The organism is Caulobacter sp. DWP3-1-3b2 (assembly GCF_049896325.1).
GTDB lineage: Bacteria > Pseudomonadota > Alphaproteobacteria > Caulobacterales > Caulobacteraceae > Caulobacter.
In genome coordinates this window covers 95044-119861 of record NZ_JAFCUB010000007.1, presented here as the reverse complement: position 1 = coordinate 119861, position 24818 = coordinate 95044, and the positions used below count along the sequence as shown (strand labels likewise).

26 protein-coding genes are annotated in these 24818 nt (G+C 66.6%); 17 read left to right on the top strand and 9 right to left on the bottom strand.

The window, feature by feature from the left end:
- Positions 1-41: 41 nt before the first annotated feature.
- Positions 42-743, top strand: coding sequence for an alpha/beta fold hydrolase (locus tag ACP7AG_RS07640; RefSeq protein WP_426030378.1), 702 nt, complete (start codon positions 42-44; stop codon positions 741-743).
- 74 nt (positions 744-817) lie between these two features.
- Positions 818-1066, top strand: coding sequence for a phytase (locus ACP7AG_RS07635; RefSeq protein ID WP_426030377.1), 249 nt, complete (start codon positions 818-820; stop codon positions 1064-1066).
- A gap of 25 nt (positions 1067-1091) precedes the next feature.
- Here the strand turns inward: ACP7AG_RS07635 and ACP7AG_RS07630 are convergent, their stop codons facing one another.
- The 4 genes from ACP7AG_RS07630 to ACP7AG_RS07615 form a co-directional block, all read right to left on the bottom strand.
- Entirely contained in the window at positions 1092-1898 is an 807-nt protein-coding gene (locus ACP7AG_RS07630) for a response regulator (RefSeq protein WP_426014309.1), read from the bottom strand.
- A gap of 122 nt (positions 1899-2020) precedes the next feature.
- Positions 2021-3145: a hypothetical protein gene (locus tag ACP7AG_RS07625; RefSeq protein WP_426014730.1), complete on the bottom strand. Its 1125-nt coding sequence runs from the start codon at positions 3143-3145 to the stop codon at positions 2021-2023.
- Between the two features lie 108 nt (positions 3146-3253).
- Positions 3254-4540: an adenylosuccinate synthase gene (locus ACP7AG_RS07620; protein ID WP_426014306.1), complete on the bottom strand. Its 1287-nt coding sequence runs from the start codon at positions 4538-4540 to the stop codon at positions 3254-3256.
- Positions 4541-4676: 136 nt separating this feature from the next.
- The gene (locus ACP7AG_RS07615) at positions 4677-5264 is read right to left on the bottom strand and encodes an acyloxyacyl hydrolase (protein WP_426030413.1); all 588 of its coding nucleotides are present in this window, start codon (positions 5262-5264) and stop codon (positions 4677-4679) included.
- A 122-nt stretch (positions 5265-5386) separates the two neighbouring features.
- Here ACP7AG_RS07615 and ACP7AG_RS07610 point away from each other — a divergent pair, with 122 nt between their 5' ends.
- The 4 genes from ACP7AG_RS07610 (at position 5387) to ACP7AG_RS07595 (ending at position 10583) form a co-directional block, all read left to right on the top strand.
- Complete coding sequence (locus ACP7AG_RS07610) at positions 5387-6376, top strand: threonine ammonia-lyase (protein WP_426030376.1); 990 nt, start codon at positions 5387-5389, stop codon at positions 6374-6376.
- 85 nt (positions 6377-6461) lie between these two features.
- Positions 6462-8150, top strand: a complete 1689-nt coding sequence (locus ACP7AG_RS07605) for a M28 family metallopeptidase (RefSeq protein WP_426030375.1) — start codon at positions 6462-6464, stop codon at positions 8148-8150.
- 87 nt (positions 8151-8237) lie between these two features.
- Entirely contained in the window at positions 8238-9641 is a 1404-nt protein-coding gene (locus tag ACP7AG_RS07600; protein ID WP_426030374.1) for an L-serine ammonia-lyase, read from the top strand.
- 189 nt (positions 9642-9830) lie between these two features.
- Positions 9831-10583, top strand: a complete 753-nt coding sequence (locus ACP7AG_RS07595; RefSeq protein ID WP_426030373.1) for a DUF72 domain-containing protein — start codon at positions 9831-9833, stop codon at positions 10581-10583.
- 98 nt (positions 10584-10681) lie between these two features.
- Here the strand turns inward: ACP7AG_RS07595 and ACP7AG_RS07590 are convergent, their stop codons facing one another.
- Positions 10682-11686 (bottom strand): NAD-dependent epimerase/dehydratase family protein, encoded by a 1005-nt coding sequence (locus tag ACP7AG_RS07590; RefSeq protein WP_426030372.1) that lies wholly within the window; start codon positions 11684-11686, stop codon positions 10682-10684.
- A gap of 93 nt (positions 11687-11779) precedes the next feature.
- Here ACP7AG_RS07590 and ACP7AG_RS07585 point away from each other — a divergent pair, with 93 nt between their 5' ends.
- From ACP7AG_RS07585 to ACP7AG_RS07560, 6 genes are all read left to right on the top strand, one after another.
- A complete protein-coding gene (locus ACP7AG_RS07585; RefSeq protein WP_426030371.1) occupies positions 11780-12673 on the top strand; it encodes a LysR family transcriptional regulator in 894 nt (297 codons plus the stop codon).
- A 60-nt stretch (positions 12674-12733) separates the two neighbouring features.
- Positions 12734-13054 carry a hypothetical protein gene (locus ACP7AG_RS07580; RefSeq protein WP_426014292.1) on the top strand — a complete coding sequence of 107 codons (321 nt, stop codon included), beginning with the start codon at positions 12734-12736 and terminating at the stop codon, positions 13052-13054.
- A gap of 76 nt (positions 13055-13130) precedes the next feature.
- Positions 13131-14525, top strand: a complete 1395-nt coding sequence (locus tag ACP7AG_RS07575; protein WP_426030370.1) for a flavin-containing monooxygenase — start codon at positions 13131-13133, stop codon at positions 14523-14525.
- A gap of 52 nt (positions 14526-14577) precedes the next feature.
- Positions 14578-15219 (top strand): TetR/AcrR family transcriptional regulator, encoded by a 642-nt coding sequence (locus ACP7AG_RS07570; protein ID WP_426030412.1) that lies wholly within the window; start codon positions 14578-14580, stop codon positions 15217-15219.
- A gap of 29 nt (positions 15220-15248) precedes the next feature.
- A complete protein-coding gene (locus tag ACP7AG_RS07565) occupies positions 15249-16310 on the top strand; it encodes an alpha/beta hydrolase (protein WP_426030369.1) in 1062 nt (353 codons plus the stop codon).
- Between the two features lie 151 nt (positions 16311-16461).
- Complete coding sequence (locus ACP7AG_RS07560) at positions 16462-17457, top strand: NADPH:quinone oxidoreductase family protein (protein ID WP_426014287.1); 996 nt, start codon at positions 16462-16464, stop codon at positions 17455-17457.
- On the opposite strand, the gene ACP7AG_RS07555 is transcribed toward ACP7AG_RS07560, so the two are convergent.
- Positions 17454-18512, bottom strand: a complete 1059-nt coding sequence (locus ACP7AG_RS07555; protein ID WP_426030368.1) for a histidine kinase — start codon at positions 18510-18512, stop codon at positions 17454-17456. The genes ACP7AG_RS07560 and ACP7AG_RS07555 overlap by 4 nt on opposite strands.
- Positions 18513-18775: 263 nt before the next feature.
- On the opposite strand from ACP7AG_RS07555, the gene rpmH reads away from it, so the two are divergent.
- The 5 genes from rpmH to ACP7AG_RS07530 all read left to right on the top strand — a co-directional run bounded on the left by rpmH (position 18776) and on the right by ACP7AG_RS07530 (position 22720).
- A complete protein-coding gene (gene rpmH, locus ACP7AG_RS07550) occupies positions 18776-18910 on the top strand; it encodes a 50S ribosomal protein L34 (RefSeq protein ID WP_035043203.1) in 135 nt (44 codons plus the stop codon).
- A gap of 111 nt (positions 18911-19021) precedes the next feature.
- The gene (gene rnpA, locus ACP7AG_RS07545) at positions 19022-19468 is read left to right on the top strand and encodes a ribonuclease P protein component (protein ID WP_426014283.1); all 447 of its coding nucleotides are present in this window, start codon (positions 19022-19024) and stop codon (positions 19466-19468) included.
- A gap of 7 nt (positions 19469-19475) precedes the next feature.
- Complete coding sequence (gene yidC, locus ACP7AG_RS07540; protein WP_426030367.1) at positions 19476-21341, top strand: membrane protein insertase YidC; 1866 nt, start codon at positions 19476-19478, stop codon at positions 21339-21341.
- Positions 21341-21985 carry a ribosome biogenesis GTP-binding protein YihA/YsxC gene (gene yihA / locus ACP7AG_RS07535; protein WP_426014281.1) on the top strand — a complete coding sequence of 215 codons (645 nt, stop codon included), beginning with the start codon at positions 21341-21343 and terminating at the stop codon, positions 21983-21985. The genes yidC and yihA overlap by 1 nt, the downstream gene beginning before the upstream one ends.
- A 237-nt stretch (positions 21986-22222) precedes the next feature.
- A complete protein-coding gene (locus ACP7AG_RS07530; protein WP_426030366.1) occupies positions 22223-22720 on the top strand; it encodes an ASCH/PUA domain-containing protein in 498 nt (165 codons plus the stop codon).
- Positions 22721-22792: 72 nt separating this feature from the next.
- Here the strand turns inward: ACP7AG_RS07530 and ACP7AG_RS07525 are convergent, their stop codons facing one another.
- The 3 genes from ACP7AG_RS07525 to cydB form a co-directional block, all read right to left on the bottom strand.
- Positions 22793-23245 carry a chemotaxis protein CheW gene (locus ACP7AG_RS07525; protein WP_426014279.1) on the bottom strand — a complete coding sequence of 151 codons (453 nt, stop codon included), beginning with the start codon at positions 23243-23245 and terminating at the stop codon, positions 22793-22795.
- Between the two features lie 283 nt (positions 23246-23528).
- Positions 23529-23651, bottom strand: a complete 123-nt coding sequence (cydX, locus tag ACP7AG_RS07520; protein ID WP_426030364.1) for a cytochrome bd-I oxidase subunit CydX — start codon at positions 23649-23651, stop codon at positions 23529-23531.
- A 12-nt stretch (positions 23652-23663) separates the two neighbouring features.
- On the bottom strand, positions 23664-24806 hold the full coding sequence (gene cydB, locus ACP7AG_RS07515; RefSeq protein ID WP_426030362.1) for a cytochrome d ubiquinol oxidase subunit II: 1143 nt from the start codon (positions 24804-24806) through the stop codon (positions 23664-23666).
- Positions 24807-24818 lie beyond the last annotated feature (12 nt).

Sequence of the window (24818 nt, the reverse complement as noted above, 5' to 3'; positions counted from 1 at the left end):
GACTGGAGCGCCCCGGATCGCAAGGTCCGGGGCGTTTTTTAATGACCGATCCTCGCCCTCAACTGATCCTGCTGCCCGGCCTGCTGAATGACGCCGAGCTCTGGCGCGGCCAGGTCAGTGGCCTGGCCGACGTGGCGCGGTGCCAAGTTGCTGACCTGACGCAGGGCGAGAGCCTTCGCGAACTGGCGCGGCAGGTTCTGGCCGAAGCCGAACCGACCTTCGCCCTGGCTGGCTTCTCGATGGGCGGCTATGTCGCTCAGGAGATCGCCAGGATCGCGCCGCGGCGCATCACGCGCCTGGCGCTGATCGACACCGCCATCCGCGTCGACACGCCGGAACGGGCCGCCCAGCGCCGCGCCGTCAACGCGGCCGCCGGCCGGGCCGGAGCCTTTCTCGGCATCGCCGACCGGCTGATGGCAAGCTATGTCGATGCTTCGCGCCTCGGTGACAAGATCCTGACCGGCCGCATCCACGCCATGACCCAGCGGCTGGGCCGCGAGGTGTTCCTGCGCCAGAACGCCATGCCGCGCGAGGACGGGGAGGCCGCGTTCAAGGCCCTGAGCTGCCCGCTGATCATCATCTGCGGCGAGCATGACGCCATCACCCCGCTGGGCGGCCAGCACGAGATGGCCCATGCGATCGGCTGCTCGCATTTGCTGGTCATCCCCAACGCCGGGCACATGACGCCCATGGAGGCGCCCGAGGCGGTCAATGCGGGCCTTCGGCGCTGGCTGGCCAGGTAAGGCCACGGACGCCCGCCCGCACCGAGCGGCCATAGCGTTCGTTCTCGCCGAGGTGGTTTTCTGCCCCGACACTGGTGCGCCACGGCTCGTCGTTGAGCTTGCTGCGTCGGAGTCGCGGTCGGTTCAGGCCTGGGAACCAGGCCACACAGTCCGAAGGCTGGGTGGCCGACGATCGCACCGGCCAGCTCTATGTGGCCGAGGAAGACGTCGGTGTCTGGCGCTTCCCGGCCGCGCCCGAGATTCAACCAGAGCCTCTCGTGGGTTTCACCTGGGCCCAGCCCTTCGCCGGGGAGACGGAATATTTGGATGCCGATTCAATCTGAACCAAAGGCGCTCTAGCCCAGATCGCTAGGCGGCGCGGCCGCCTCCGCCATCTTCGGTCATGAAGCCCATCAGCGAGTCGATGCGCTGGATCAGTTCCTTGCGGCCCAGGGTCTCGGCCGTCGGGCCGGCGGTGCAGGCCTCCAGCGCCTCGGCGGCGGCGATCAGGCGCGGCTCGCCGACCAGCGTCCCGACCTTCTTCAGCTCGACGGCTTGGGCGGCCAGGGCCCGGCGGGCCTGGTTGGGATCGGTGTCCAGCGCCGTGGCGGCCGACTTGATGATCCGCAGGGCCTGGGACAGACGTGAGGCCGGCGTGCCGGCCGCATCGGCCTTGCGCTTGCGCGGCCCCTTGTATTCGGCCGAGTTGAAGCGCCGACGATCGGGTCCGACATATTGCACGGCCTCGACCCAGTCACGGGGCTTCAGCGTCACCGCCTCGAGTCGCCGCTCCAGATCCTTGATCGTGAACGGCTTGCGCATGAATTCGTGGATGCCGGCGTCGCGCGCCCCGAAGATCGCCTCGGCCGTCGCTTCGGACGTGCACATGATGATCGGGTTTTCGCGGCAGGCCAGGTCGCTGCGACGAATCTTGCGGGCCAAGGCCTGACCGTCGCAGCCGCTGGACGCGTGCTCTACGAAGATCAGCAGCGGGTCGGTGGTGCGAGTCATCGCCCAACCAGCCTCGATCGAGGTGGCGTGGAAGACCTGGATATTGCCCACGTGGCGCAGTTGGTCGGCGAGCAGGCGAACGGCAGGGGTGTTCGGATCGACGACCAGCACACGCTGCATCTTCGAAGCGACACGTTGCAATGTGCGGATATTGCCGTCGAACACGAGACCCTGACGCTCCCACTATGACCGGCCGCCACATTATGACGGTGACTGTAAAAAACCACTTGATGCCGCGTTTCCGCGACCGATTGTCTATGGCGGGCGGCTCGGCAAATGAACCGGCTTCAGAACCCGATACTGGTGCTGAGGCCGGAGTCGAAGTCTTGCAGAATATCAACCGCTTCGTTTACGTCACAGACCAAGGGCTGGCCAAGAGGGAAGCGATAGCGCCAGAAGCTGGCGATGTGGGCGATGACCCCGACCTTTTCACCCAGGCTCAGGAACATGTCCGGCGCGCGCAACAGAAACTCGCGGAACGCCTTGGGCTTGCCGTTGTCGATCAGGTCCTCGAAGGCGCGGTCATAGACGTCGAGCGCGCGCATGATCGCCTTGCGCTCGGAAACGATGCCATGCCGCAGACGCGTGCGGGTGTCCTCGATATAGCGACCCGTGTCGGCGTCCCGATTTCCGGTCACCGTCAGCCGGGCGATTTCGCCGCCCACGGTGTTCAGCTCCGGCCAAAGGCGGGACAGCATCCACTTGTAGTAAAGGAAGCCCTTCCAGCTGAAGACGCCCTCCTTGAAACTGTCGCCGTCCATGACCAGGGTCTCGCGCAGCGGCTCCAGGCGTTCATCGACGTCGGTGGACAGCAAGGCCTCGACCAGGCGCGCGGCGTAGGCGCCCGGGACGATGCGGCCAGCTTCCTGGAAGGCCAGGTTGATCAGCTGCGAGATCTGCACCGAGACGAAGGTTTGCATCTGCTCCATGTCGCCGCCTGACAGGGCGAAGTAGCAGGGCGCCACCAGCAAGCCGTTGCGACGCAGGTGCTCGCGCAACAGGAACGGATCGAGCGACGGTAATTGGTCGATCATCCGCAGCATGGCCAAGTCACGGGCCATGTCGCTGTGCTCGTTACAGGCCTCGCGCAGCAGGTCGATCCAGCCGCGTTGCCCGACGAAGAAGGATTGGCCGCCCAGGCCCAGGTCGCTGCGTTCGAACGGGATGATGATCTTGGTGGCGGTCGGCTTGATCTCGTCGAACAGGAAGATGTCGTCGGTGCGCAGGCGGTGCTTGATCACCAGGGCCGTGTTGAGCACCCGGTTGCGGAACATCGGCGCTTCGCCATGTTCGGACCGGTGTCCGCTCCGGGCGTCTATGGCCAGCAGATTGAGCACGCGGCTGGTCGACGCGGTGCGCTCAAGCGCACGCAGGCTGCGCGTCAAGCGATCCGTCTTGTTGGCGGATTTCATCAGGCGACGCGCTGCGGCCACGGACGGCGAACTCCCTAAGGAGCCGCCGTCATAAACCATCGCCTGCTAAGCAAACGCTAACTGTGCCGTGGAAACCCCTTGTAGCGCCTAGCCTTGGAAGGGATCGCGCATCAGGATGGTGTCGTCGCGCTCGGGGCTGGTGGACAGCAGGGCGACGGGCGCGCCGATCAGTTCCTCGACCCGGCGCACGTACTTGACGGCGTTGGCGTTGAGGTCCTTGAACGAGCGAGCGCCGGCGGTGCTTTCGCTCCAGCCGTCCATCTCCTCGTAGATCGGCTGGGCGGCCTTCTGGTCGCGCATGCCAGCTGGCAGGTAGTCGAAGACCTTGTCGCCGATCCTGTAGCCGACGCAGATCTTCAGGGTCTTCAGGCCGTCCAGAACGTCGAGCTTCGTCAGCGCCACGCCATGGATGCCGTTGATGGCCACCGACTGGCGCACCAGAACGGCGTCGAACCAGCCGCAGCGCCGGGCCCGGCCGGTATTGACGCCGACCTCACGGCCGACGGTCGACAGGTGCTTGCCCACCTCGTCGTCAAGTTCGGCGGCGAACGGGCCTTCGCCGACTCGGGTGGTGTAGGCCTTCACGATGCCCAGCACATAGCCTGTCGCCGAGGGCCCCATGCCCGACCCGGCCGAGGCCTGGCCCGCCACGGTGTTGGACGAGGTGACGAACGGATAGGTGCCGTGGTCGACGTCGAGCAAGGCGCCTTGAGCGCCTTCGAACAGGATCCGGCGGCCGTCCTTGTGGGCCTTGTCCAGCAGGCGCCAAGCCGGCTGGGCGTAGGCCAGCACGCGCGGGGCGACGGCCAGCAGGGCGTCGAACAGTTCGTCGCCATCGGCCTCGGGCAGGCCCAGGCCTCGACGCAGGGCGCCGTGGTGGGCGAGCAGGCGCTCGATCTTCGGCTTCAGGGCTTCGGGATCGGCCAGGTCGGCGACGCGGATGGCGCGGCGGCCGACCTTGTCCTCATAGGCCGGGCCGATGCCGCGGCCGGTGGTGCCGATCTTCTGGGTCGAGGCGGCCTCGCGGGCCTGGTCCAGGTCCTTGTGCAGCGGCAGGATCAGGCAGGCGTTGTCGGCCAGGACCAGCAGGTCGGGGGTGATCACCACGCCCTGCTCGGCGATCTTGTCGATCTCGCTCAGCAGGTGCCAGGGATCGACCACCACGCCATTGCCGATGACCGAGAGCTTGCCCTGCACGACGCCCGAGGGCAGCAGGGCCAGCTTGTAGACCTTGCCATCGACCACCAGGGTATGGCCAGCGTTGTGGCCGCCCTGGAAGCGGACGACGACGTCGGCCCGGTTGCTGAGCCAGTCAACGATCTTGCCCTTGCCCTCGTCGCCCCACTGGGCGCCGACTACGGTCACATTGGCCATGGTCTAGATATGCCTTGTCACCTGCCCGGTGACGTCACGCGACCCTTCGACAGGACTCGACCGCGGACGTTGAATTCAATTGTGGGCGGCCCAAGCCTGGGCGACCGTAGGGCCCGGATCACCGAACCCCGCCACGTCAGAAGGCGTAAACCAGCCGCACACCCACGTCGTCAAGCCCTTGGTTCTTGCCCTGGTGGAAGATCTGGCCGTTCGACAGGTGCGTATAGGACAGTTCGGCCGACACCCGGTCGTTGAACCGGTAGCCCAGCGCCAGTTCCGGCTCGAACAGCACCTTGGAGCCGAAGTCGATGCGGGTGTTGTAGAGCACCAGGCGGCGATCGATCTCGGCCTGGGAGATGCCCGGTTGGTTGACCGGCGGCAGGCCAGCCGCGCCGTCGGTATAGGCCAGGCCAAAACCAGGCCGCAGATAGAAGCCGCCCGGCGCGCCCAGCTCGATCGGCCAGTCGAAGCCGGTGGCGACGAAGTTGGAGGTGTTCTCGCTGTTGATCGAGACGAAGGCGTGAACCTGCGGCTTGCCCAGCCAACGCAGGCTCTCGATGCGGTTGGTGCGATAGCCAAGATGGACATCGACGCCGTCCTCGCGCCCGGCGGCGCCCAGGCCGACAGCCTCACCCAGGAACGTCACGTCGTGCTTGTAGACGCCGACAAAGGCTTCACCAGCCAGGGCGGGCCCGGCGACGGCCATGGCGATGCAGGCTGCCATGGCGAACAGGGCTTTCTTCACGGAATGCTCCCCAGCAAAGTCGTGTGTTTTTCTCTTATGGCTTGAACGGCGCGGCTCGCAAAGGGTTTCGATCGCGCTGAGGCGGCGTTAGACCCTCGTGCATGACCGACGCCCTCGCCATCGCCTTTTCCGACATCGAATCCGCCGCCGCCCGCCTGGTCGGCCTGGCGGTGCGCACGCCGCTAGTCGAGAGCCCCGCGCTTAACGAACGCCTGGGCGGGCGAGTGCTCATCAAGCCCGAGACCCTGCAGCGGGCCGGGGCGTTCAAATTCCGCGGCGCCTATAACCGCCTGTCGCGGCTAAGCGACGACGAGCGCCAGCGCGGGGTGGTGGCCTTCTCATCGGGCAACCACGCCCAGGGCGTCGCCCTGGCGGCCCGGATCATCGGCTGTCCGGCCCTGATCGTCATGCCGTCCGACTCGCCCAGCGTGAAGGTCGAGGGCACGCGCGGCTTCGGGGCCGAGATCCGTTTCTACGACCGTTTCACCGAGGACCGCGTCGCCATCGCCGACCAGATCGCCGCCGAGCGCGGCTGCGTGGTCGTGCCGTCCTATGATGACCCGCACATCATCGCCGGCCAGGGCACGGTGGGGCTGGAGATCGTCGAACAGGCTCGCGCGCTCGGGCTCGAGCTGGACCGGGTGCTCTCGCCCGTCGGCGGCGGCGGGCTGGTCGCCGGCCTTTCCACGGCGGTCAAGGCGCTGTCGCCGGCGACAGAGGTCTGGGGCGCCGAGCCGGTCGGCTTCGACGAGACCCGCCGCTCCCTGGCCTCCGGGCGGCGCGAGACCATCGAAACGGGCGCCCGCTCGATCTGCGACGCGCTGCAGACTCTGATCCCCGGCGAGCTGACCTGGCCGATCAATCGCCAGAATCTGTCGGGTATCGTCGCCGTCACCGACGCCGAGGTGGCCGAAGCCATGCGCTACGCCTTCTCGGTGCTAAAACTGGTGGTCGAACCGGGCGGCTCTGTGGCCCTCGCCGCCGCTCTGACGGGGAAGATCGACCTGAAGGACCAGACGGCGGCCATCGTCTGTTCGGGCGGAAACGTCGATCCGGCGCTGTTCGCGCGGGTGTTGGGCGGGGAGCTCTGACTTTTTCTCCCCCGCTTTGCGGGTGAGGAGAAGCCAGCTAGGGTCCTGCCCCAAAGACAAAGATCTGCTCCAAAAGAGAGGCCCGATGAAACGCCTGCTGCTCGCGACCGCCCTGATCGTAGCTCCCATGCTGGCGCATCCTTGTTTTGCGCAAGGGGCGGCCGATACGCCCAAGATTGACCCCGCAAAGCTGTCGGCCCACATCAAGGTCCTGTCGTCCGACGCGTTCGAGGGCCGGGGCCCCGCCACGGCCGGCGAGACCAAGGCGGTCGGCTATATCGTCGAGCAGATGAAGGCCATCGGCCTGGAGCCGGCCGGCGATCCGCAGAAGGACGGGACCCGCGCCTGGACCCAGGACGTGCCGCTGGGCAAGTTCGACATCAACGGCCCTGTCGACGCCCACTTCACGATCGGCGGCAAGGCCGTGCCCCTGGCCCGGAACGAGCAGATCGCCATCCGCGCGGCCATGACCAATGTCGACAGCGTCGCCATCAAGGACGCTCCGCTGGTCTTCGTTGGCTATGGCGTCAAGGCGCCAGAGCGTGACTGGGACGACTTCAAGGGCCTGGACCTGAAGGGCAAGGTCCTGGTGGTGCTGATCAACGACCCCGACTTCGAGACCGGCCCAAACACCAAGGACGGGGGTGACTTCGGCGGCAAGGCCATGACCTATTACGGCCGCTGGACCTACAAGTACGAGGAGGCCGCCCGCCAGGGCGCGGCCGGCGTGCTGGTGGTCCACGAAACCGCCCCGGCCGCCTATGGCTGGGCCACGGTCAAGAACTCCAACGGCGCGACGATGTTTGATATCGTCCGCAAGGAGCCGGCCAAGAGCCACCCCAACCTGGAGGCCTGGATCCAGCGCGACGCGGCGGTCGAGCTGTTCAAGGCCGCCCATCTCGACTTCGAGGCCCTGAAAAAGCAAGCCCAGAGCCGCGGCTTCAAGCCGGTCGAGCTGAAAGGCGCGACCTTCTCGGCCGCCTACGCCGTCGATCACTCGGTGATCGTGTCGAAGAACATCGCCGGCCGCATCAAGGGCTCCGCCCGTCCCGACGAGACGGTGATCTACAGCGCCCACTGGGACCATCTGGGCGTTGGCGCGCCCGACGCGCGCGGCGACAAGATCTATAATGGCGCGATCGACAACGCCGACGGCGTCGCCGCCATCCTGGAAACCGCCCGCGCCTTCAAGAGCCAGCCGGCCCCGCAGCGCTCGATCCTGTTCCTGGCCGTCACCGCCGAGGAGCGCGGCCTGCTGGGTTCGGAATATTACGCCGCCAACCCGCTCTATCCGCTGTCCAAGACCGTGGGCGACCTGAACATCGACGCCCTGTCGGCCACCGGCCCGGCCAAGGACATCACCACCTCGGGCGACGGCAAGGTGGATTTGCAGGACCTGCTGGTCGCCAAGGCCAAGGCCCATGGCCGCTATTTCACGCCCGACCCTTCGCCCCAGGCCGGCCATTTCTATCGCTCGGACCACTTCCCGTTCGCCAAGCGCGGCGTGCCGGCCATCTCGGTTGGCTCGGGCGAGGATCTGGTCGTGGGCGGCAAGGAAGCCGGCCAGAAGGGCGAGGAAGACTACACCACCAACCGCTACCACCAGCCCGCCGACGAATGGCGAGCCGACTGGGACCTGACCGGCCAGGCCCAGGACATCGGGCTGTTCTATGAAGTGGGCGCGGACCTGGCTAATTCGAGGGTCTGGCCGGAATGGCAGGCGGGCTCGGAGTTCAAGGCGCTGCGGGACACGACCAAGGCGGATCGGAAGTAGACTTCTGCCGTTCGGGACGCGGACGGGGACATGCCCATGTCCCCGATCGTAATTCGCGGACGCAAACGCGTTTTGTGAAACCACACCATGACAGCCTCCGTCTTCGACCTATTCAAGCTCGGCGTCGGCCCGTCGAGCAGCCACACCATGGGGCCGATGACGGCCGCCGGCCTGTTTGTCGGCCGTCTGCGTGACGCCGGCCAACTGGCGACAACGGCGCGGGTCAAAATCCGCCTCTACGCCTCCCTGGCCCTCACCGGTCGCGGCCACGCCACCGACCGGGCGGTGGTCTTGGGCCTGATGGGCTTCGTGCCCGCCCAACTCGACCCCGACGCCGACGAGGCGGCGCTGGTCGAGGCCGCCGCCAACCAGTGGATCATGTTGGGCGGCGAGGTCGGCATCGGCTTCGACGCCGAACGCGACATCGTCTGGGCCGGCCACGAACGCCTGCCGCAGCACCCCAACGGGCTGGCCTTCACAGCCTTCGACGCCGCTGGCGTCACGCTGGCGGAGCGCACCTATTTCTCGATCGGCGGCGGCTTCGTGCGCGACGAGAGCGAGATGGGCCGCAACACCCCGCCAGAGGAAGGGCCAGAAGTCCCCTTCCCGTTCGAGAGCGGCGCCGACCTGCTGCAACGCGCCGCCGACGCCGGCCTGAGCATCGCCGGGGTCATGGGCGCCAACGAGCTTGTCCGGATGGACGAGGACGCGCTGGCCGCTGGGCTCGACCGCATCTTCGAGGCCATGGAGGCCTGTATCGATCGGGGCATGCGCGAGAGCGGCGTCCTGCCCGGAGGGCTGAACGTCAAGCGGCGAGCCCTCCAGATCCATCAGACCATCCAGGGCCGCATGGAGCGCCAGAGCAGCGACCCCCAATTCAGTGATCCATTGGCGGCGATGGACTATGTCAACCTGTGGGCCATGGCGGTCAACGAGGAGAACGCGGCCGGCGGCCGGGTGGTCACCGCCCCGACCAATGGCGCGGCCGGCTTGATCCCGGCGGTGCTGCGCTTCTACCACCGCTTCCACCAGGGCACGCCGCAGCAGGTGCGGGTGTTCCTGCTGACGGCGGCGGCGATCGGCGCGCTCTACAAGCGCAACGCCTCGATCAGCGGGGCCGAGGTCGGCTGCCAGGGCGAAGTCGGCGTGGCCTGCTCGATGGCGGCCGGCGGGCTGTGCGCGGCGCTCGGCGGCACCAATGAGCAGATCGAGAACGCCGCCGAGATCGGCATGGAGCACAACCTCGGCCTCACCTGCGACCCGATCGGTGGCCTGGTCCAGATCCCCTGCATCGAGCGCAACGCCATGGGCGCCATCAAGGCCATCGACGCCGCGCGGCTGGCGCTGCTGGGCGATGGTCAGCACTCGGTGTCGCTCGACAAGGTGATCGCCACGATGAAGCGCACCGGCGAGGACATGAGCGAGATTTACAAGGAGACGTCGCTGGGGGGCTTGGCGGTGGGGTTGTCGGTCAATCGGGTGGAATGTTGATCACCTGCCCCCTACGGATCGCTTCGCGATCGTCTTACCCCAGAGGGGGAAGAGCTTAAGCGCAGGGCTCCGCCCCCTCGCCGCTGACAGACGGCGAAGCCGTCAGGTGGGGGCCAGTGATCCGGTTTCCTCTTGCTCAAATTCAAACCTCTGACCTACGGCGCCCGCCAGAACAGGAAGAGAACACTCATGCCCGGAACCATTCGCGCCGGCATCGGCGGCTGGACCTACGAGCCCTGGCGGGGCGGCCCCTTCTATCCCGATGATCTGAAGCAGAAGGACGAGCTGAAATACGCTAGCCGCCACGTCACCAGCATCGAGATCAACGGCACCTACTATTCCACCTTCAAGCCCAACAGCTGGCAGAAGTGGCATGCCGAGACGCCCGGCGACTTCGTGTTCTCGGTCAAGGCCAGCCGCTACTGCACCAACCGCAAGGTGCTGTCGGAGAACAACGACTCGCTGGAGAAATTCCTCAGCCAGGGGCTGGAGGCGCTGGGCGCCAAGCTGGGCGCCATCAACTGGCAGTTCATGGCCACCAAGAAGTTCGACCCGGTCGATTTCGAAGGCTTCCTGAAGCTGCTGCCCAAGGAAATCGGCGGCCGGCCGGCGCGCCACGCCCTGGAGGTCCGCAGCCCCACCTTCGCCACCCAGGAATTCTACGACCTGGCCGCCCAGTACGGCGCGGCCATCGTCTATGCCGAAGACGACGAGGAGCCGACTTGGCCCTGCATCGACCAGCCGACCGCCGACTTCACCTATGCCCGCCTGATGTCGAGCCGCGAGAGCGAGCCCACCGGTATGACCTCGGACGATCTGGACGCCATCGCCAAGCGAGCCCAGGCCTGGGCCAAGCGCGGCGACGTCTACGCCTACTTCATCGCCGGGGCGAAGGTGCGCAATCCGGCCGCCGCCATGGCGCTGATCGAGAAGCTGAAATAGGGGCTGCGCCTCGGAAGCCCTTTAAGCGGCTGGGGACATGCACAGATGCATGTCCCCGATCGTGGCTATGCCTTTGACAATCCGTGGCGCCGTAAACCTCAGCTTTGCGTCGCGACACGGCCGGCCTCGGGCGCTCCCGCGACGGGATGGCTCTCCAGACACCCCAGCCCCCTCAGACTCACCGCCACCGCGACGTCGAGCGGCGTGTGCGGGACCTCGCCCAGAAACGCCCGCAGCTTGCCGTCGATAAGCGCCATGGGCTCGCGCCACAGGTAGCGCATCTCGGCCATCTCGCTGAAGACCGGCACCACGGGCGAGAGGGCCACGATCATCCACCAGGGGAAGGCCTTGATCGGCAGCTTGGGCTGGCCCAACACCCGACGGATCGACGCCCCCACCTCACCCCAGGCCAACTGGTGGCCGCTGAAGTGAAACACCTCGAACGACCCCAACCGGTCGGCGCGATCCAGCACGCGCGCCATGGTTTCGGCCAGGTCCGGCAGATAGGCCCAGGCGTGGCTGACGCCCTTGGCCGACGGTTCGGTCACCGAGGTCGGCGGCGCGCCCGGCTTGACCACCGCCTGGCCGAAATAGTTGTTGCCGGCGTGCGGGCCGAAGAAGTCACCGGCCCGGACGATCAGCACCGGCGCGCCATCCGCCGACGCCGCCTTCAGCCGCCGCTCCATCTCGACCCGGATCTTGCCCTTGCGCGTGGCGGGTGCCTGCGGCGCGGTCTCGTCGATCAGCGGGAAGGCGTCGAGGCCGAAATTATAGACCGTGCCCGGCAGCAGGATCCGCGCGCCGTTGGCCTTGGCCGCGGCGATGGTGTTGTCGAGCATCGGCAGGACCAGCTTGTCCCAGTCCTTGTAGCCGGGCGGGTTGGCGGCGTGGACGATCAGCGAAACGCCCTGGGCCGCGCGGGCCACGTCGGCGGCGACCATGGCGTCACCTGCGATCCAGGCGATACCAGCCTTGGCGGGCTGGTCGCGACGGGTGAGGCCGCGGACGGTCCAGCCGTGGCGAACCAGGGCGCTGGCCGCTTCGCCGCCGATGCCGCCGGTCGCGCCGATCACCAGGGCGATGGGTTGTGAAGTCGAGGTCATGTCGGTCTCCCGTGAAATCTGATGAGCCCAAACTGCGCCTCAATAAGATAAACATGAATTGGCGAACCTCGTTGATCTGCTATGCAAGAATGCATGAACGATCCCGACTGGAGTCTCTATCGCGCCTTCCTGGCCGTGCTGACCGAGGGCAGCCTGTCGGCCGCCGCTCGAACCTTGGGTCTGACCCAGCCGACCCTGGGCCGACAAGTCGCTGAACTTGAGCGCGCCTTGGGCCTGGCCCTGTTCACCCGCTCGCCGCAGGGCCTCAAGCCCACCGACGCCGCCCTTGAGCTGGCCCCGCACGCCCAGGCCATGGCCGGGGCCGCCAGCGCCATGGCCCGCGCCGCTTCGGGAGCGGGTGACACCGCGCGCGGCGTCGTTCGCATCACCGCCAGCGAGATCATCGGCGCCGAGGTGCTGCCCCGGATCCTGGCCGCCTATCGCCCGTTGCACCCCGGCGTGATCATCGAGCTGGCCCTCGACAATCAACAACAGGACATGCTGCGCGGCGCGGCCGACATCGCCGTGCGCATGGTCCGTCCCACCCAAGAGGCCTTGGTCGCCCGCCGCCTGGCCGACACCTATCTGGGCCTCTACGCCCATCGCCGCTATGTCGAGGCCGAAGGCGCGCCGACCACCCTGGAACAGCTTCAGGACCACCCTCTGGTCGGCTTCGATCGCGGCAACCCCTTTCTGAGGGACCTGGCCCAGCGGTTGCCCCTGAGTCGCAACGGCTTCGCGTTCCGGGCCGACAGCGATCTGGCGCAGCTCGCCGCCGTGCGCGCCGGCTTCGGCGTGGGCTTCGTCCAGCACGGGATCGCGCGGCGGGAGCCCGACCTGATTCCCGTCTGCCCCGGCCTGATCGGCTTTTCGCTCGGCATCTGGCTCGTGATGCACGAGGACCTGCGCGGCACCCTGCGGATGCGGACGATGTTCGATCATCTGGCCGACGGGCTGACGGACTTTCTGGCGACGTCGCAGCCTTAGCCCTTCACGCCTGAAACGTGGTTAATCAAACCTAAAGCTGTCCGCGCTACACACGGCTTCATGCGCCGCGCCCTCGCCTGCCTGCTGATGATCGCCGCCTTGGCCACGCCGGCCGGCGCCCAGGTGCGGGCCAAGCCGACCACGGTGGTCCCGCGGGCCGTGACGTCGCAACCGACACCGACCCAGACGGCCAATCCCGTCCTGCCCGTGCTGCTGCCGTTCGCCGCCAACCGCCAGGGCCGCGATCCCGGCCAATGCCGGGCCGCCTGCGCCAAGGCCTATTATTTCTGCGGCGCGACCGGCGACGATCCCGGCTGCGGCGGCCAGTGGGCCCAATGCAAGAGCCGCTGTACGGCCACCTACACGCGCCCGGGCGGCTGAGTAACCCAGCGGCAATTTGACGGTCCGGCTAACGCTGTTACGCTCTCCTGAACAACGATAAGTCAGGGAGGGGGCCATGAGCCCAGCACTGCCTCAGAAGGGGCTGCCAAAGGCCTGCATCATCGGCGCGGGCTGTAGCGGTTTCACCACCGCCAAGCGGCTGAAGGACGCTGGCGTCCCCTATGACTGTTTCGAGGCCTCCGACGACATCGGCGGCAACTGGTACTTCAAGAACCCCAACGGTCTGTCGGCCTGCTACGAGAGCCTGCACATCGACACCTCGAAATGGCGTCTGGCCTTCGAGGATTTCCCGGTCCCGGCTGGCTGGCCCGACTTCCCCCATCACAGCCAGGTCCTCCAGTACTTCAAGGACTATGTCGCCCATTTCGGCCTGCGCGAGACCATCACCTTCAACACCAAGGTTCAGAAGGCCGCGCGAACCGACGACGGCCTGTGGTCGGTGACCCTGTCGACCGGCGAGACCCGGCTCTATGACGTGCTGATCGTCGCCAACGGCCACCACTGGGACCCGCGGATTCCCGAATATCCAGGGTCGTTCGATGGCGTCGCCTTCCACGCCCATGCCTATAGCGACCCCTTCGATCCGGTCGATATGCGCGGCAAGACCGTCGTGGTGGTCGGCATGGGCAATTCGGCCATGGATATCGCCAGCGAACTGGCTCAGCGGCCCATCGCCGGCAAGCTGATCGTCTCGGCGCGGCGCGGGGTCTGGGTGTTTCCGAAATATCTGAACGGCAAGCCGTCGGACAAGTCGGCCATGCCGCCCTGGATGCCCCGCAAGCTGGGCCTGTCGATGGCCCGCTCGCTGATCCGCAAGCACGTCGGCAAGATGGAAGACTACGGCCTGCCCAAGCCCGACCACGAACCGCTGGAGGCCCACCCCTCGGTGTCGGGCGAGTTCCTGACCCGGGCCGGTTGCGGCGACATCACTTTCAAGCCGGCGATCAAGGCGCTGGAGGGGAAGACCGTCCGCTTCGCGGACGACACGGTCGAGGCAGTCGACGTCATCGTCTTCGCCACCGGCTACAAGATCAGCTTCCCCTTCCTGGCCGAGCCGGCCCTGGTTCCGGACGCCGATCACCGCCTGCCGCTATTCAAGCGGATGATGAAGCCCGGGACGCCCAATCTCTTCTACATGGGCCTGGCCCAGGCCCTGCCGACCCTGGTGAATTTCGCCGAGCAGCAGTCCAAGCTGGTCGCCGAATACCTCACTGGCCGCTACGCCCTCCCGGCGATCGCAGACATGCAGCGCATCACCGCCAAGGACGAGGAGCGCCACACCGGCCAGTATTACGCCTCGGCCCGTCACACCATACAGGTCGATTTCGGCGTTTATTGCGCCGACCTGAAAAAGGAGATCGCGGCGGGTGAAAGGCGGGCGAAGGCGGCCGGCAACAGGCTTTCAATCGCAGCGCGCGCCGTCGAGGCCTTGCCCCTGGCGGCGGAATGAGGCTGAAATCATGACGGGGCGTCAGCTGGGCCTCGTCACGAGTCGCGTTCCGATGTCGAACATCGCCTATTTCCCCGTCCGACCGGTTCTCGAGGACCATAAGCCCGGGAAGCGCGAGCGCACCAAGGTCGCCAACCGCCAGGCGATCCTCGACGCCGCGCGCGCGGTGTTCGGCGACCTCGGCTACGAGGCCGCCACCGTGCGCGACATCATCCGCCGCACGGGTTTGGCCTCGGGCACCTTCTACAATTACTACAAGTCCAAGGAGGAAGTGTTCGACGCCCTCGCCGACGACGGGGCGCGCCGCTTCCGGCCGATCCTGCGGGCCGAGTCCGAACGGGCCGTCGACTTCGAGGGCTTTCTGCGCGGCGCGGTCCGGGCCTATTTTGAGTTTCTGGAAGGCGAGCACGAGAGCTGGCGGGTCAACCGGCCGGCCGGCGAGGTCTTTCCCCATGCCCGCCCCACGCCCGAAATCGTCGCGGTGTTCGACGAGGTCCATGCCGCCCTGGCCAAGGTTCTGGAGCACGACCACGCCCCGGCGGTCGATCTGGATTACTTCGCCGCCGCCTGTATCGCGATCGCCCGCGAGATCGGCGACAAGATGCTGGAGCGTCGCCCGATCGACGTGGCCGGCGCCGCCGATTTCGCCGTCAAGATGATCCTCGGCGGCCTGCCCGCCCTGCCTCACGCCTGAAGCCGCGCCTTCCATAAGAAAGAGCCCAAATGGCCGATCCCGCCGTCCAGAAGTTCATCCTCAAGGCCCTGATGTCGCTGCCCAGCCCGGTGCTGCGAGCGATGTCCGGAGGCGGTGTGGTCTATCGTGGCGGGCGCACCCTGGATCCGCGCTTCCAGTTCCTCAGCCACGCGGCGGCCAAGATGCCGTCGATCACCAGCCTGGCGCCCGACGAGGCCCGGGCCGCCAGCGCCCGAGGCCTGGCCGCCATGAGCGGGCCGCCCGAGCCGGGCGTGCGCACCGAAAACCTCTCAATCGATGGGCCCGTGTCGAGGGAGGCTGGTGGAGCCCCCTTGAACCTGCGCGCCTATCGCCCGGCCGACCAGGACAGCGGCGCGCCCCTGATCGTCTTCGCCCACTTTGGCGGAGGCGTGATCGGCGACCTGGAAACCTGCGACGCCTTCTGCGGGATTCTGGCGCGGACCTGCCGCACGGCGGTGATCTCGGTTGACTACCGCCTGGCGCCCGACCACCGCTTCCCGGCCGGACTGGATGATGTGCTGGCCGCCTACCGCTGGTCACGCGACAACGCCGCTCGCTTTGGCGCGGCGCCGGGAACGGCGGTGATCGGCGGCGATTCCATGGGCGGTAACTTCGCGGCCATCATCGCCCAGGAAATGCAGCGAACGGGCGAGGCCCAGCCGGCCCTGCAGCTGTTGATCTATCCCGCCGTGGATGTGGCCAGCGAGACAGCGTCGATGAGCACCTATGGCGACGCCTATCCCCTCAGCCGGCCGATCATGGACTGGTTCATGGGCCACTATATGGGTCCAGACGCCAATCCGGCCGATCCGCGCCTGTCGCCGGACAAGACCGAGGACCTGACCGGCCTGGCGCCGGCCGTGGTGATCACCGCCGGGTTCGACCCGCTGGTCGATCAGGGCGAGGCCTACGCCAAGCGCCTGGCCGCCGCCGGCGTGCCGGTGACCTACCGCTGTTACGACGCCCTGGCCCACGGCTTCACGGCGTTCACCGGGGCCGTGCCGGCGGCCGACGCGGCGTGCCGGGAGATCGCGCGGCTGGTTCGGGCGGCGCTCGAGGCGCGGGTCTAGGTCTTTTATATCCGCTCATCCCGGCGAATGCGTGACCCAGATGGAAGAGCTCAACAGTGGATTCCATGATCTCAGCGCTTTTCCAATTACCCAAACGCCATGGGATCTCGGTCCCGGCATTCGCCGGGATGAACGAAATTTGGGGGGGCGCATGAACAGCACCATGCGCGCCCTCGTCGTCGAGACCCTCGCCCCCGACTTCGCCGGCTGCGCGATCCGCGACGTGCCCACGCCAACGCCCGGCCCAGGCGAGGTGCTGGTCGCGGTGAAGGCCGCTAGCGTCAACTTCCCCGACCTGCTGATGACCCGCGGCGAATACCAGTTCAAACCGCCGCTGCCCTTTACCCCAGGCCTGGACCTCGCCGGCGAGGTGGCGGCGCTGGGCGAAGGCGCCACGGGCTGGAAGATCGGCGACGCCGTGGTCGGCGGGGCGCGGCTGGGCGGGTTCGCCGACTATGCGGTGTTGAGCGCCGAGAGCCTGAAGCCCAAGCCCGCGCGGCTGTCGTTCAGCGAGGCGGCGGCCTATGGCGCGGCCTATCTGACCGCCTATGTCGCGCTGGTGCGCCGGGCGCGGCTTGAGCCCGGCGAGTGGGTGCTGGTCCACGGCGCGGCTGGCGGGGTGGGCCTGGCGGCCGTGGACCTCGCCAAGGCCTTGGGCGCGCGGGTGATCGCCGCCTCTGCGTCCGACACCAAGCTGGCGGCGATCGAGCGACTCTACGCCCCCGACGCTGTCGTCAATGTCACCGACGGTTTCCGTGACCAGGTAAAGGCGATCACCGGCGGGCGAGGCGCCGACGTGATCTACGATCCGGTGGGCGGCGACGTGTTCGACGAGAGCGTGCGGTGCATCGCCTTCGACGGACGGTTGCTGGTGATCGGTTTCACCGCCGGCCGGATTCCGACAATCTCGGTCAACATGCCGCTGATCAAGGGCTTTTCGGTGATGGGCGTCAGGGCCGGCGAGTATGGCCGGCGGTTTCCGGAAAAGGGCCGGGAGAACCAGGCGGCGATCTGGAGAATGGCCGATGAGGGCGTGATCTCGCCGCACGTCCATGCGGAGTTGCCGCTGGCGCGCTGGCGCGAGGCGTTCAACCTGTTGGCCGAGCGCCAGGTGATCGGCAAGGCCGTGATCCGGCCTGACCTCTAGGCCCCGGCCGCGTTCTTGGCGAGGAAGGGCACCCAGGCCTCGACCAAGACGCCGGGCAGGCCCTGGGTCAGGGTGACGTGGCCGTTCAGGAATTCCAGGCGCAGGCGCATGCCGGCCAGGCCAACGCCACCGGTCAGCGAATCCTCGCTGGCCAAGCCAACGCCGTAGTCGCGGATCGACAGAAGCACCATCTCACCGGCCAGGCGCAGGCTGATCGTGGCCATAGAGCTGCCCGAGTGCCGGTGGACGTTCGCGAGGGCTTCCTGGGCGACGCGATAAAGCGCGATCTCGGTCGCCGCGTTCATCTTGGGAAAATCGTCGGCGATATCGATGCGCATCGACAGGCTGGTGCGCCGGGCGAAACCGTCGATCAGTTGCCGCAACGCCAGGCCCAGGCCCAGCTCCTCCAGGGCCGGCGGATGCAGCACATAGGACAGGCTGCGAATCTCATCCAAGGCGCTGGTCAGCAGGGATTTCACCTCCATGCGGATTTCCTCGGCGCGCCCTTCCACCTTCTGGTTGCCCAGCATCAGATTGGCGCCGGTCAGGTATTGGGCCGTGCCGTCGTGCAGTTCACGGGCGATACGGCGGCGTTCGTCGTCCTCGGCATGCAGCAGCGCCGCCGTCGCCCGGCCAAGGGCGGCCTGGGCGCGGCGCTGGGGGGTGATGTCTTCGTGCGACACGATCAGCAAGGGCTTCTCGCCCTCGCCAACCCTGACGGCGGAAAGCCGGACCCAATACCGGCCCACCGCGCCGCCGGTTTCGTATTCGAGCCGAAAGGGACTCGGCTCGTTGCCCCACAACGCCCGAAGACCCTCGTCGATGGCGGCGCTGTCGCTCGCATGGAGGGCGTTGGGGAGCGACATGTAATCCGCTCCCAGGCCAAGGTTTTTCAGGTCGAAATCACTGAGCGTGACGAAATGGGCCCAGGCCTCGTTCACCGCGACGATGCGGCCGTCGCTGTCCAGGATCGCGATATTGGAGGACAAGGCGTCGAGCATCGAGCCCGGCAGGGCCGGATCGGAAGCGTCACCGATGCCCTGAACCACATGCATGCCTTGTTGTCCCGTGCCCGTTTGATCCGCCGACAGACCGACAGCCGCCCAAACCCTGCCCCAATCATCGGTTCGGATGAATTATCGCGCAACCGGTCTTGGAGCCTGGCGCAGGGAGGCGAACCGGCGCCGCGCGGGCTCGGAGCCTCACGGACCTAAGAGTCGGGACTCATGTTGACAGCGCCCGCCCCTTCCCTTATCCACCGCCCCTCACTCGCGGGGGCCTAGCGGCTTCCGCGCCCAACTAATATCGGAGCCACCTCGTGAAGCGGACATTCCAGCCGTCGAAGCTCGTGCGAGCCCGCCGTCACGGCTACCGCGTGCGTATGGCCACCAAGAACGGCCAAAAGATCGTCGCGCGTCGCCGCGCCAAGGGCCGTAAGCGCCTGACGGCCTAACAGACTTCCTCCCTCCTTCTTCGCAAGAGTGGGCGGGATCAAGACCATGACAGAAGCCGCCCTTTCCTCGAAACAGGCTCAGCGCCTGCACCGGAAAGGGCGGCTTTTTTCATGACCGAAGCCCAGCTTCCGTCCCAGACCCCGGCGTCCGTGAAGATCGAGCGCCTCAAGAAGCGCCCTGAGTTCCTCAAGGCCGCCAAGGCCCCGGCCCTGGCGCGTGGCGCGGTGTTCATGCAGATGCGCCCCCGTCACGACGACGATCCGCAAATCCGCGTGGGATTCACCGCCACCAAGAAGATCGGCGGCTCGGTTCAGCGAAATCGCGCCAAAAGACGCCTGCGCGAGGCCGCCAGGCTACTTCTTCCCCTTCATGGTCGCCCTTCGTGCGACTATGTGTTCATTGCTCGCGGCGGCACCGGCCAGCGGGCTTGGGGACGTTTGCTTGACGACGTTAAAACCGCGCTGATAAGCCTCGCCGCCGACCTCGATCGCGCGGGCCCGGGTCAGCAGCCCGCTCCGCACGCCCCCACCGCGTCCGATTCCTCCGTTTCTGGTTAAGTCATCCATGCAGCCGAACGACAACAACAAGAACACGCTGATCTTTCTCGTCTGCGCGTTCGCGATCCTGATTGGCTACAACTTCTTCTACATGGAGCCGCAGCAGAAGAAGGCCGCGGCGGCCCTGCAGGCCAAGAAGATCGCCGAAGCCCAGGTCGCGCTGCAACCCGGCATGACGCTCGGCCCCAACGGCGCGCCGCAGTCAGTGAAGCTGTCGCGCGAAGACGCCAAGGCCCAGAGCCCGCGCATCGCCGTCGACACCCCGGCCCTGTCGGGCTCGATCGCCCTGAAGGGCGCGCGCATCGACGACCTCTGGCTGAAGCGCTACACCCAGGAGCTCTCCAAGACCTCGGCCCCGGTCGAGCTGTTCCGCCCCGAGGGGATGGAGTTCGCCTGGTTCGCCGACTTCGGTTGGGTAGGCTCCAACCTCCCCGGCCTGCCCACCGCCCAGACCGTCTGGACCGCAGCGCCGGGCCAGGTGCTGCGCCCCGACACGCCCGTCACCCTGACCTACGATAACGGCCAGGGCCTGGTGTTCACCCGCCTCATCTCGGTCGACGCCGATGCGATGTTCACCGTCACCGACGGCGTGCGTAACCAGGCCGGCGCGGCTGTGGCCCTGGCGCCCTACGCCTCGGTGCAACGCCAAGGCATCCCGGCCACCCTGGGCAAGACCCAGATCGTCTACGAAGGCGGCATCGGCGTGCTCGGCGGTGTGACCGACGACAAGTACATCCTGCAGGACAAGGCCAAGTACCCCAAGTGGAAGAAGGACAAGCCCGATCAGAACGACCTGAAATCCAAGGGTGGCTGGATCGGCATCACCGACAAATACTGGCTGTCGGCGCTGATCCCCGACCAGTCCGAGATGATCAGCGGTCGGTTCCGGGTCACCCAGTCGCGCGGCGTGGACATCTATGAGTCCAACTTCCTGGGCGCCACCCAGGCGCTGAACCCCGGCCAGACCATTACCCACAGCACCCGCCTGTTCGCCGGCGCCAAGACCGTGCCGCTGATCACCCGCTATCAGTACGGCGGCAAGCCTGTGGTCTGGTGGAAGTTCTGGGACCGGCCCAAGGTCGAGATCCCGCGCTTCGACTGGGCCGTCGACTGGGGCATGTTCTCGTTCTTCACCAAGCCGATCTTCAATATCCTGGAGATCTTCTACAAGCTGGTCGGCAACTTCGGCGTCGCCATCCTGCTGCTGACCGTGACCCTGAAGCTCATCCTCTTCCCGCTGGCCGACAAGAGCTACGAGTCGATGGCGAAGATGAAGAAGATCGCCCCCGAGGTCGAAAAACTGAAGGTCAAGCACAAGGAAGATCCGGCCAAACAGCAGCAGGAAATGATGGCGCTGTACGGCAAGGAGAAGATCAACCCGATGATGGGCTGCGTGCCCATGCTGATCCAGATCCCGATCTTCTATTCGCTGTACAAGGTGCTGACGGTGACCATCGAGATGCGGCACGCGCCGTTCTTCGGTTGGATCAAGGACCTGTCGGCGCCCGAGCCGACCACGCTGTTCAACCTGTTTGGCCTGATCCCCTGGGACCCCTCCACCCTGCCCTTCCTCGGCGCCTCGATCGCCCACCTGGGCCTGTGGCCGATCCTCTACGGGATCACCATGTGGCTCACCACCTCGATGAACCCGCCGGCCGGCGACCCGATCCAGCAGAAGATTTTCCAGTTCTTCCCGCTGATTTTCACCTTCACCCTGTCGGGCTTCGCCGTGGGCCTGGTGATCTACTGGTGCTGGAGCAACGTGCTGACCATCCTGCAGCAGTACATCATCATGCACCGCTACAAGGTCGAGAACCCGATCGACAAGGTGATCGACCGTCTGCGCGGCAAGACCACCGCCGAGGCGACCTGATGATCGACGAACTCGCCTTCACCGACGACGAAATCGAGACAGCCCGCGTGCTGTTCGCCCAGCCTTGCCTGTTCATGATGGGCGCGGTGAAGATGGACGGCATGCCCACGTCCGACTTCCCGGAAGTGGCCTTCGCCGGCCGCTCCAATGTCGGCAAGTCCAGCCTGATCAACGGCTTGGTCAACCAGAACCACCTGGCCCGGGCCTCGAACTCGCCTGGCCGCACGCGCGAGGTCAATTTCTTCGTGCTGGCCGAGCAGCTGCGGCTGGTCGACCTTCCGGGCTATGGCTTCGCACGGGTGTCCAAGACCGTGGCCGACAAGTTCCAGGACCTGGGCCGCGCCTATCTGCGTGGGCGGGTGAACCTGAAGCGGGTCTATCTGCTGATCGACGCGCGCCATGGCCTCAAGGCCGTGGACACCGAGGCCTTGGACGCCCTGGACGTGGCGGCGGTCTCCTACCAGATCGTCCTGACCAAGGCCGACAAGATCAAGCCGGCCGAGGTCGAGGCCGTGGTCACCGCCACCCAGAAGGCCATCGCCAAGCGGCCTGCCGCCTTCCCAAAGGTGCTGGCCACCTCGTCCGAAAAGGGCGACGGCCTGCCGGAACTGCGCGCCGAGATCGCCCGGGTCTGTTTGGGCTGACCTCAAAAGTCCGTTTTCCCGGCGAAGGCCGGGACCCAGATCCCAAGCGGCGTGGTTTATCGGAAGCGCGGGGCGCTATTGGCGTCAGCCCCACCGCCATTCCATCTGGGCCCCGGCCTTCGCCGGGAACACGGCGTTTTAGAGTCCACAACCCCATGCTCCCGCCTTAACCTGACAGCCCGATCCGGTCTCTGAGACCACGCCTTCCGATTTCCCGAACACCCGCAGAAGTCCCCCATGACCCGTCACGAACTGAAGACCTGGCCGCAATATTTCGCGGCCCTGCGTTTGGGCAAGAAGCGCTTCGAGATTCGCCGCAACGACCGCGAGTTCGCGGTCGGCGACGTGCTGGTGCTGCGCGAGTTCGATCCGGAGATGGACGACTATACCGGCCAGGTCGAGGAGCGGCAGATCACCTTCCTGCTGTCCGAAGAGGACTACGGCGTGATCCATGGCTTCGTGGCCATCGGCTTTGGCGAAGTGGTGCACCACGGCGACGTGCCGGCCGACGGCGCCCTGACCGCTGAGCAGCTGGCCCACTGGCACGAGACCACCGCGTCCAACGCCGCTCTTCGCGCCCAGGACTCCCGCAAGGTCGCTCAGAGCTACGCCGTCCCAACCACCGGCCGCGCGCCGATGCTGGTCTCGGCCGACCGCCACAACGCGGTGGCGGCCGCCGCGGAAGCCGAGGCGAGCTTCCACGCTGCGGCGGCGCGGATCGTGCGCGAGCAGTAGTCCACCGATCCCTGGGAATCAAAAAGGGCGGACCTCGCGGTCCGCCCTTTTTCGTTCGCGATGAAGCGAGGTCTAAGCCGCTCGGCTGACCTGGGCCGGGAAGACGTCGTCCATCTTCAGATAGGTGATCAGGCGGCTGTCCAGCGAGATGATCGCCTGGATGAAGCGCAGCTCGTCCGCGCCGAGGTCCGGAGTCGGCTGCAGGTGGTCGCGCGACACCGAGAAGGTCTCGCTGACGGCGTCCACCAAGATACCTGCCAGGCGGTCCTGGCATTCGACGACGACGATGACGTGCCGGGTCTCGGGGATGGTCACCCCCAAGCCCAGGCGGTTGCGCAGGTCGATAACGGGCATGATCGCGCCGCGCAGGTTGATGACGCCCTTCAGGAACGACGGAGCGTGCGGGATCGGGGTGGCCGGGGTCCAGCCGCGGATCTCGCGGACCGTCTTCACGTCAATGCAGAACTCCTGCTCGCCGATGCAGAACGAGATCAGCTCCAGGGCGGGTTCGGCTTGGTCGGTCATGGTCATCCCCGAGGCGAAAAGGTCTTGCGGCGAAAGGCCGAAATCCGGTTTCGCGTCGGAGGCCAGAAGAGCGCGATCGTCGTTTAATAACGGTTAATGGGGTGGTCATCGCCACGCGCCGAATTGTCGCGGAACGCCTCAAAAATGCCGCTCATCCCGGCGAATGCCGGGACCCAGATGGAATGACTCCGACGCTGACGCCACAGACGCCGAGCCTATCCAGTCAGTCCAGGCGCTTGGGATCTGGGTCCCGGCATTCGCCGGGATGAGCGGTTGGAAAACTTTAATCCGGCTCGGAAACCCCAAGGTCCCCGTCATCGGTCAGGTTGAACTCGTACCAGACGCCGTTCAGCACCCCGAAGGCGATAGCCAGGCCAAGGCCCAGGATCCAGGTGAAATACCACATGGCTATATCTCCTCAGTAGAGCGACGGATCGGTCTTCAGGGCGGCCGTGCTCGTCCGGCCCCACAACACCTTGTAGACCCAGGCGGTGTAGAGCAGCACGACGGGCAGCAGCACCACGACGACGATCAGCATGATGAACAGGGTCAGGTGACTGGACGATGCGTTCCACACGGTCAGGCTGGAGCGCGGGTCGATGGTGCTGGGCAGGATGAACGGGAACATCGACAACCCGACCGTGGCGATGATCCCCGTCGCCGAGGCCGACGAGCCGCCGAACGCCAGCAGCGTGGACCGCTTCCACAACCCGAATAGGGCGGCCAAGGCGCCGGCGAAGCCGAGGATCGGTGCGATCAGCATCCAGGGATGGCGTCCGTAGTTGTCGAACCAGGCGCCCGGAGCCGCGACCGTCATGGTCCGCAACGGGTGGGACGGCGCGGCCGGGTCGATCACGCCCTCGATCCGGAAGCCCAGGCGCATGGCCAGCAGGCCCCCGACCAGGAACAGCAGCAGACTGGCGATCGCCGCGCCGGTCCCGAACCGGCGAGCTCGATCCTGCACCATGCCCGCTTCGGCCTTGACCCCCAGCCAGGCCGCGCCGTGCAGCACCAGCATGGCGACCGACAGCAGGCCGCAGACCAGGGTGAAGGGGGTGAACAGGCCGAAGAAGGCGCCGTAATAGGTGCTACGCAGGTCGCCATCCAGCTTGAACGGCGCGCCCTGCAGCACATTGCCGACCGCCACACCGAACACCAGGACCGGCACGAAGCTGCCGGTGAACAGCGCCCAGTCCCAAAAGGTCCGCCAACGCGAATCCGCGCGCTTTGACCGGTATTTGAAGCTCACCGGCCGCAGGATCATCGCCACCAACACAAGAAAGATCGCCAGGTAGAAGCCCGAGAAGCTGACGCCGTAGACCAGCGGCCAGGCCGCGAAGATCGAGGCCCCGCCGGTGATGAACCACACCTGGTTGCCTTCCCAGGTGGCGCCGACAGTGTTGATCACCATGCGCCGCTCCTCGTCGGTCCGAGCGACGAAGGGCAGCAGCGCGCCCACACCCATGTCGAAGCCGTCGGTCAAAGCAAAGCCGATCAGCAATATGCCCAGCAGGGCCCACCAGATGACCCGCAGGGTCGGATAGTCGAGAGGAAGGTCCATGATCTGGTTCTC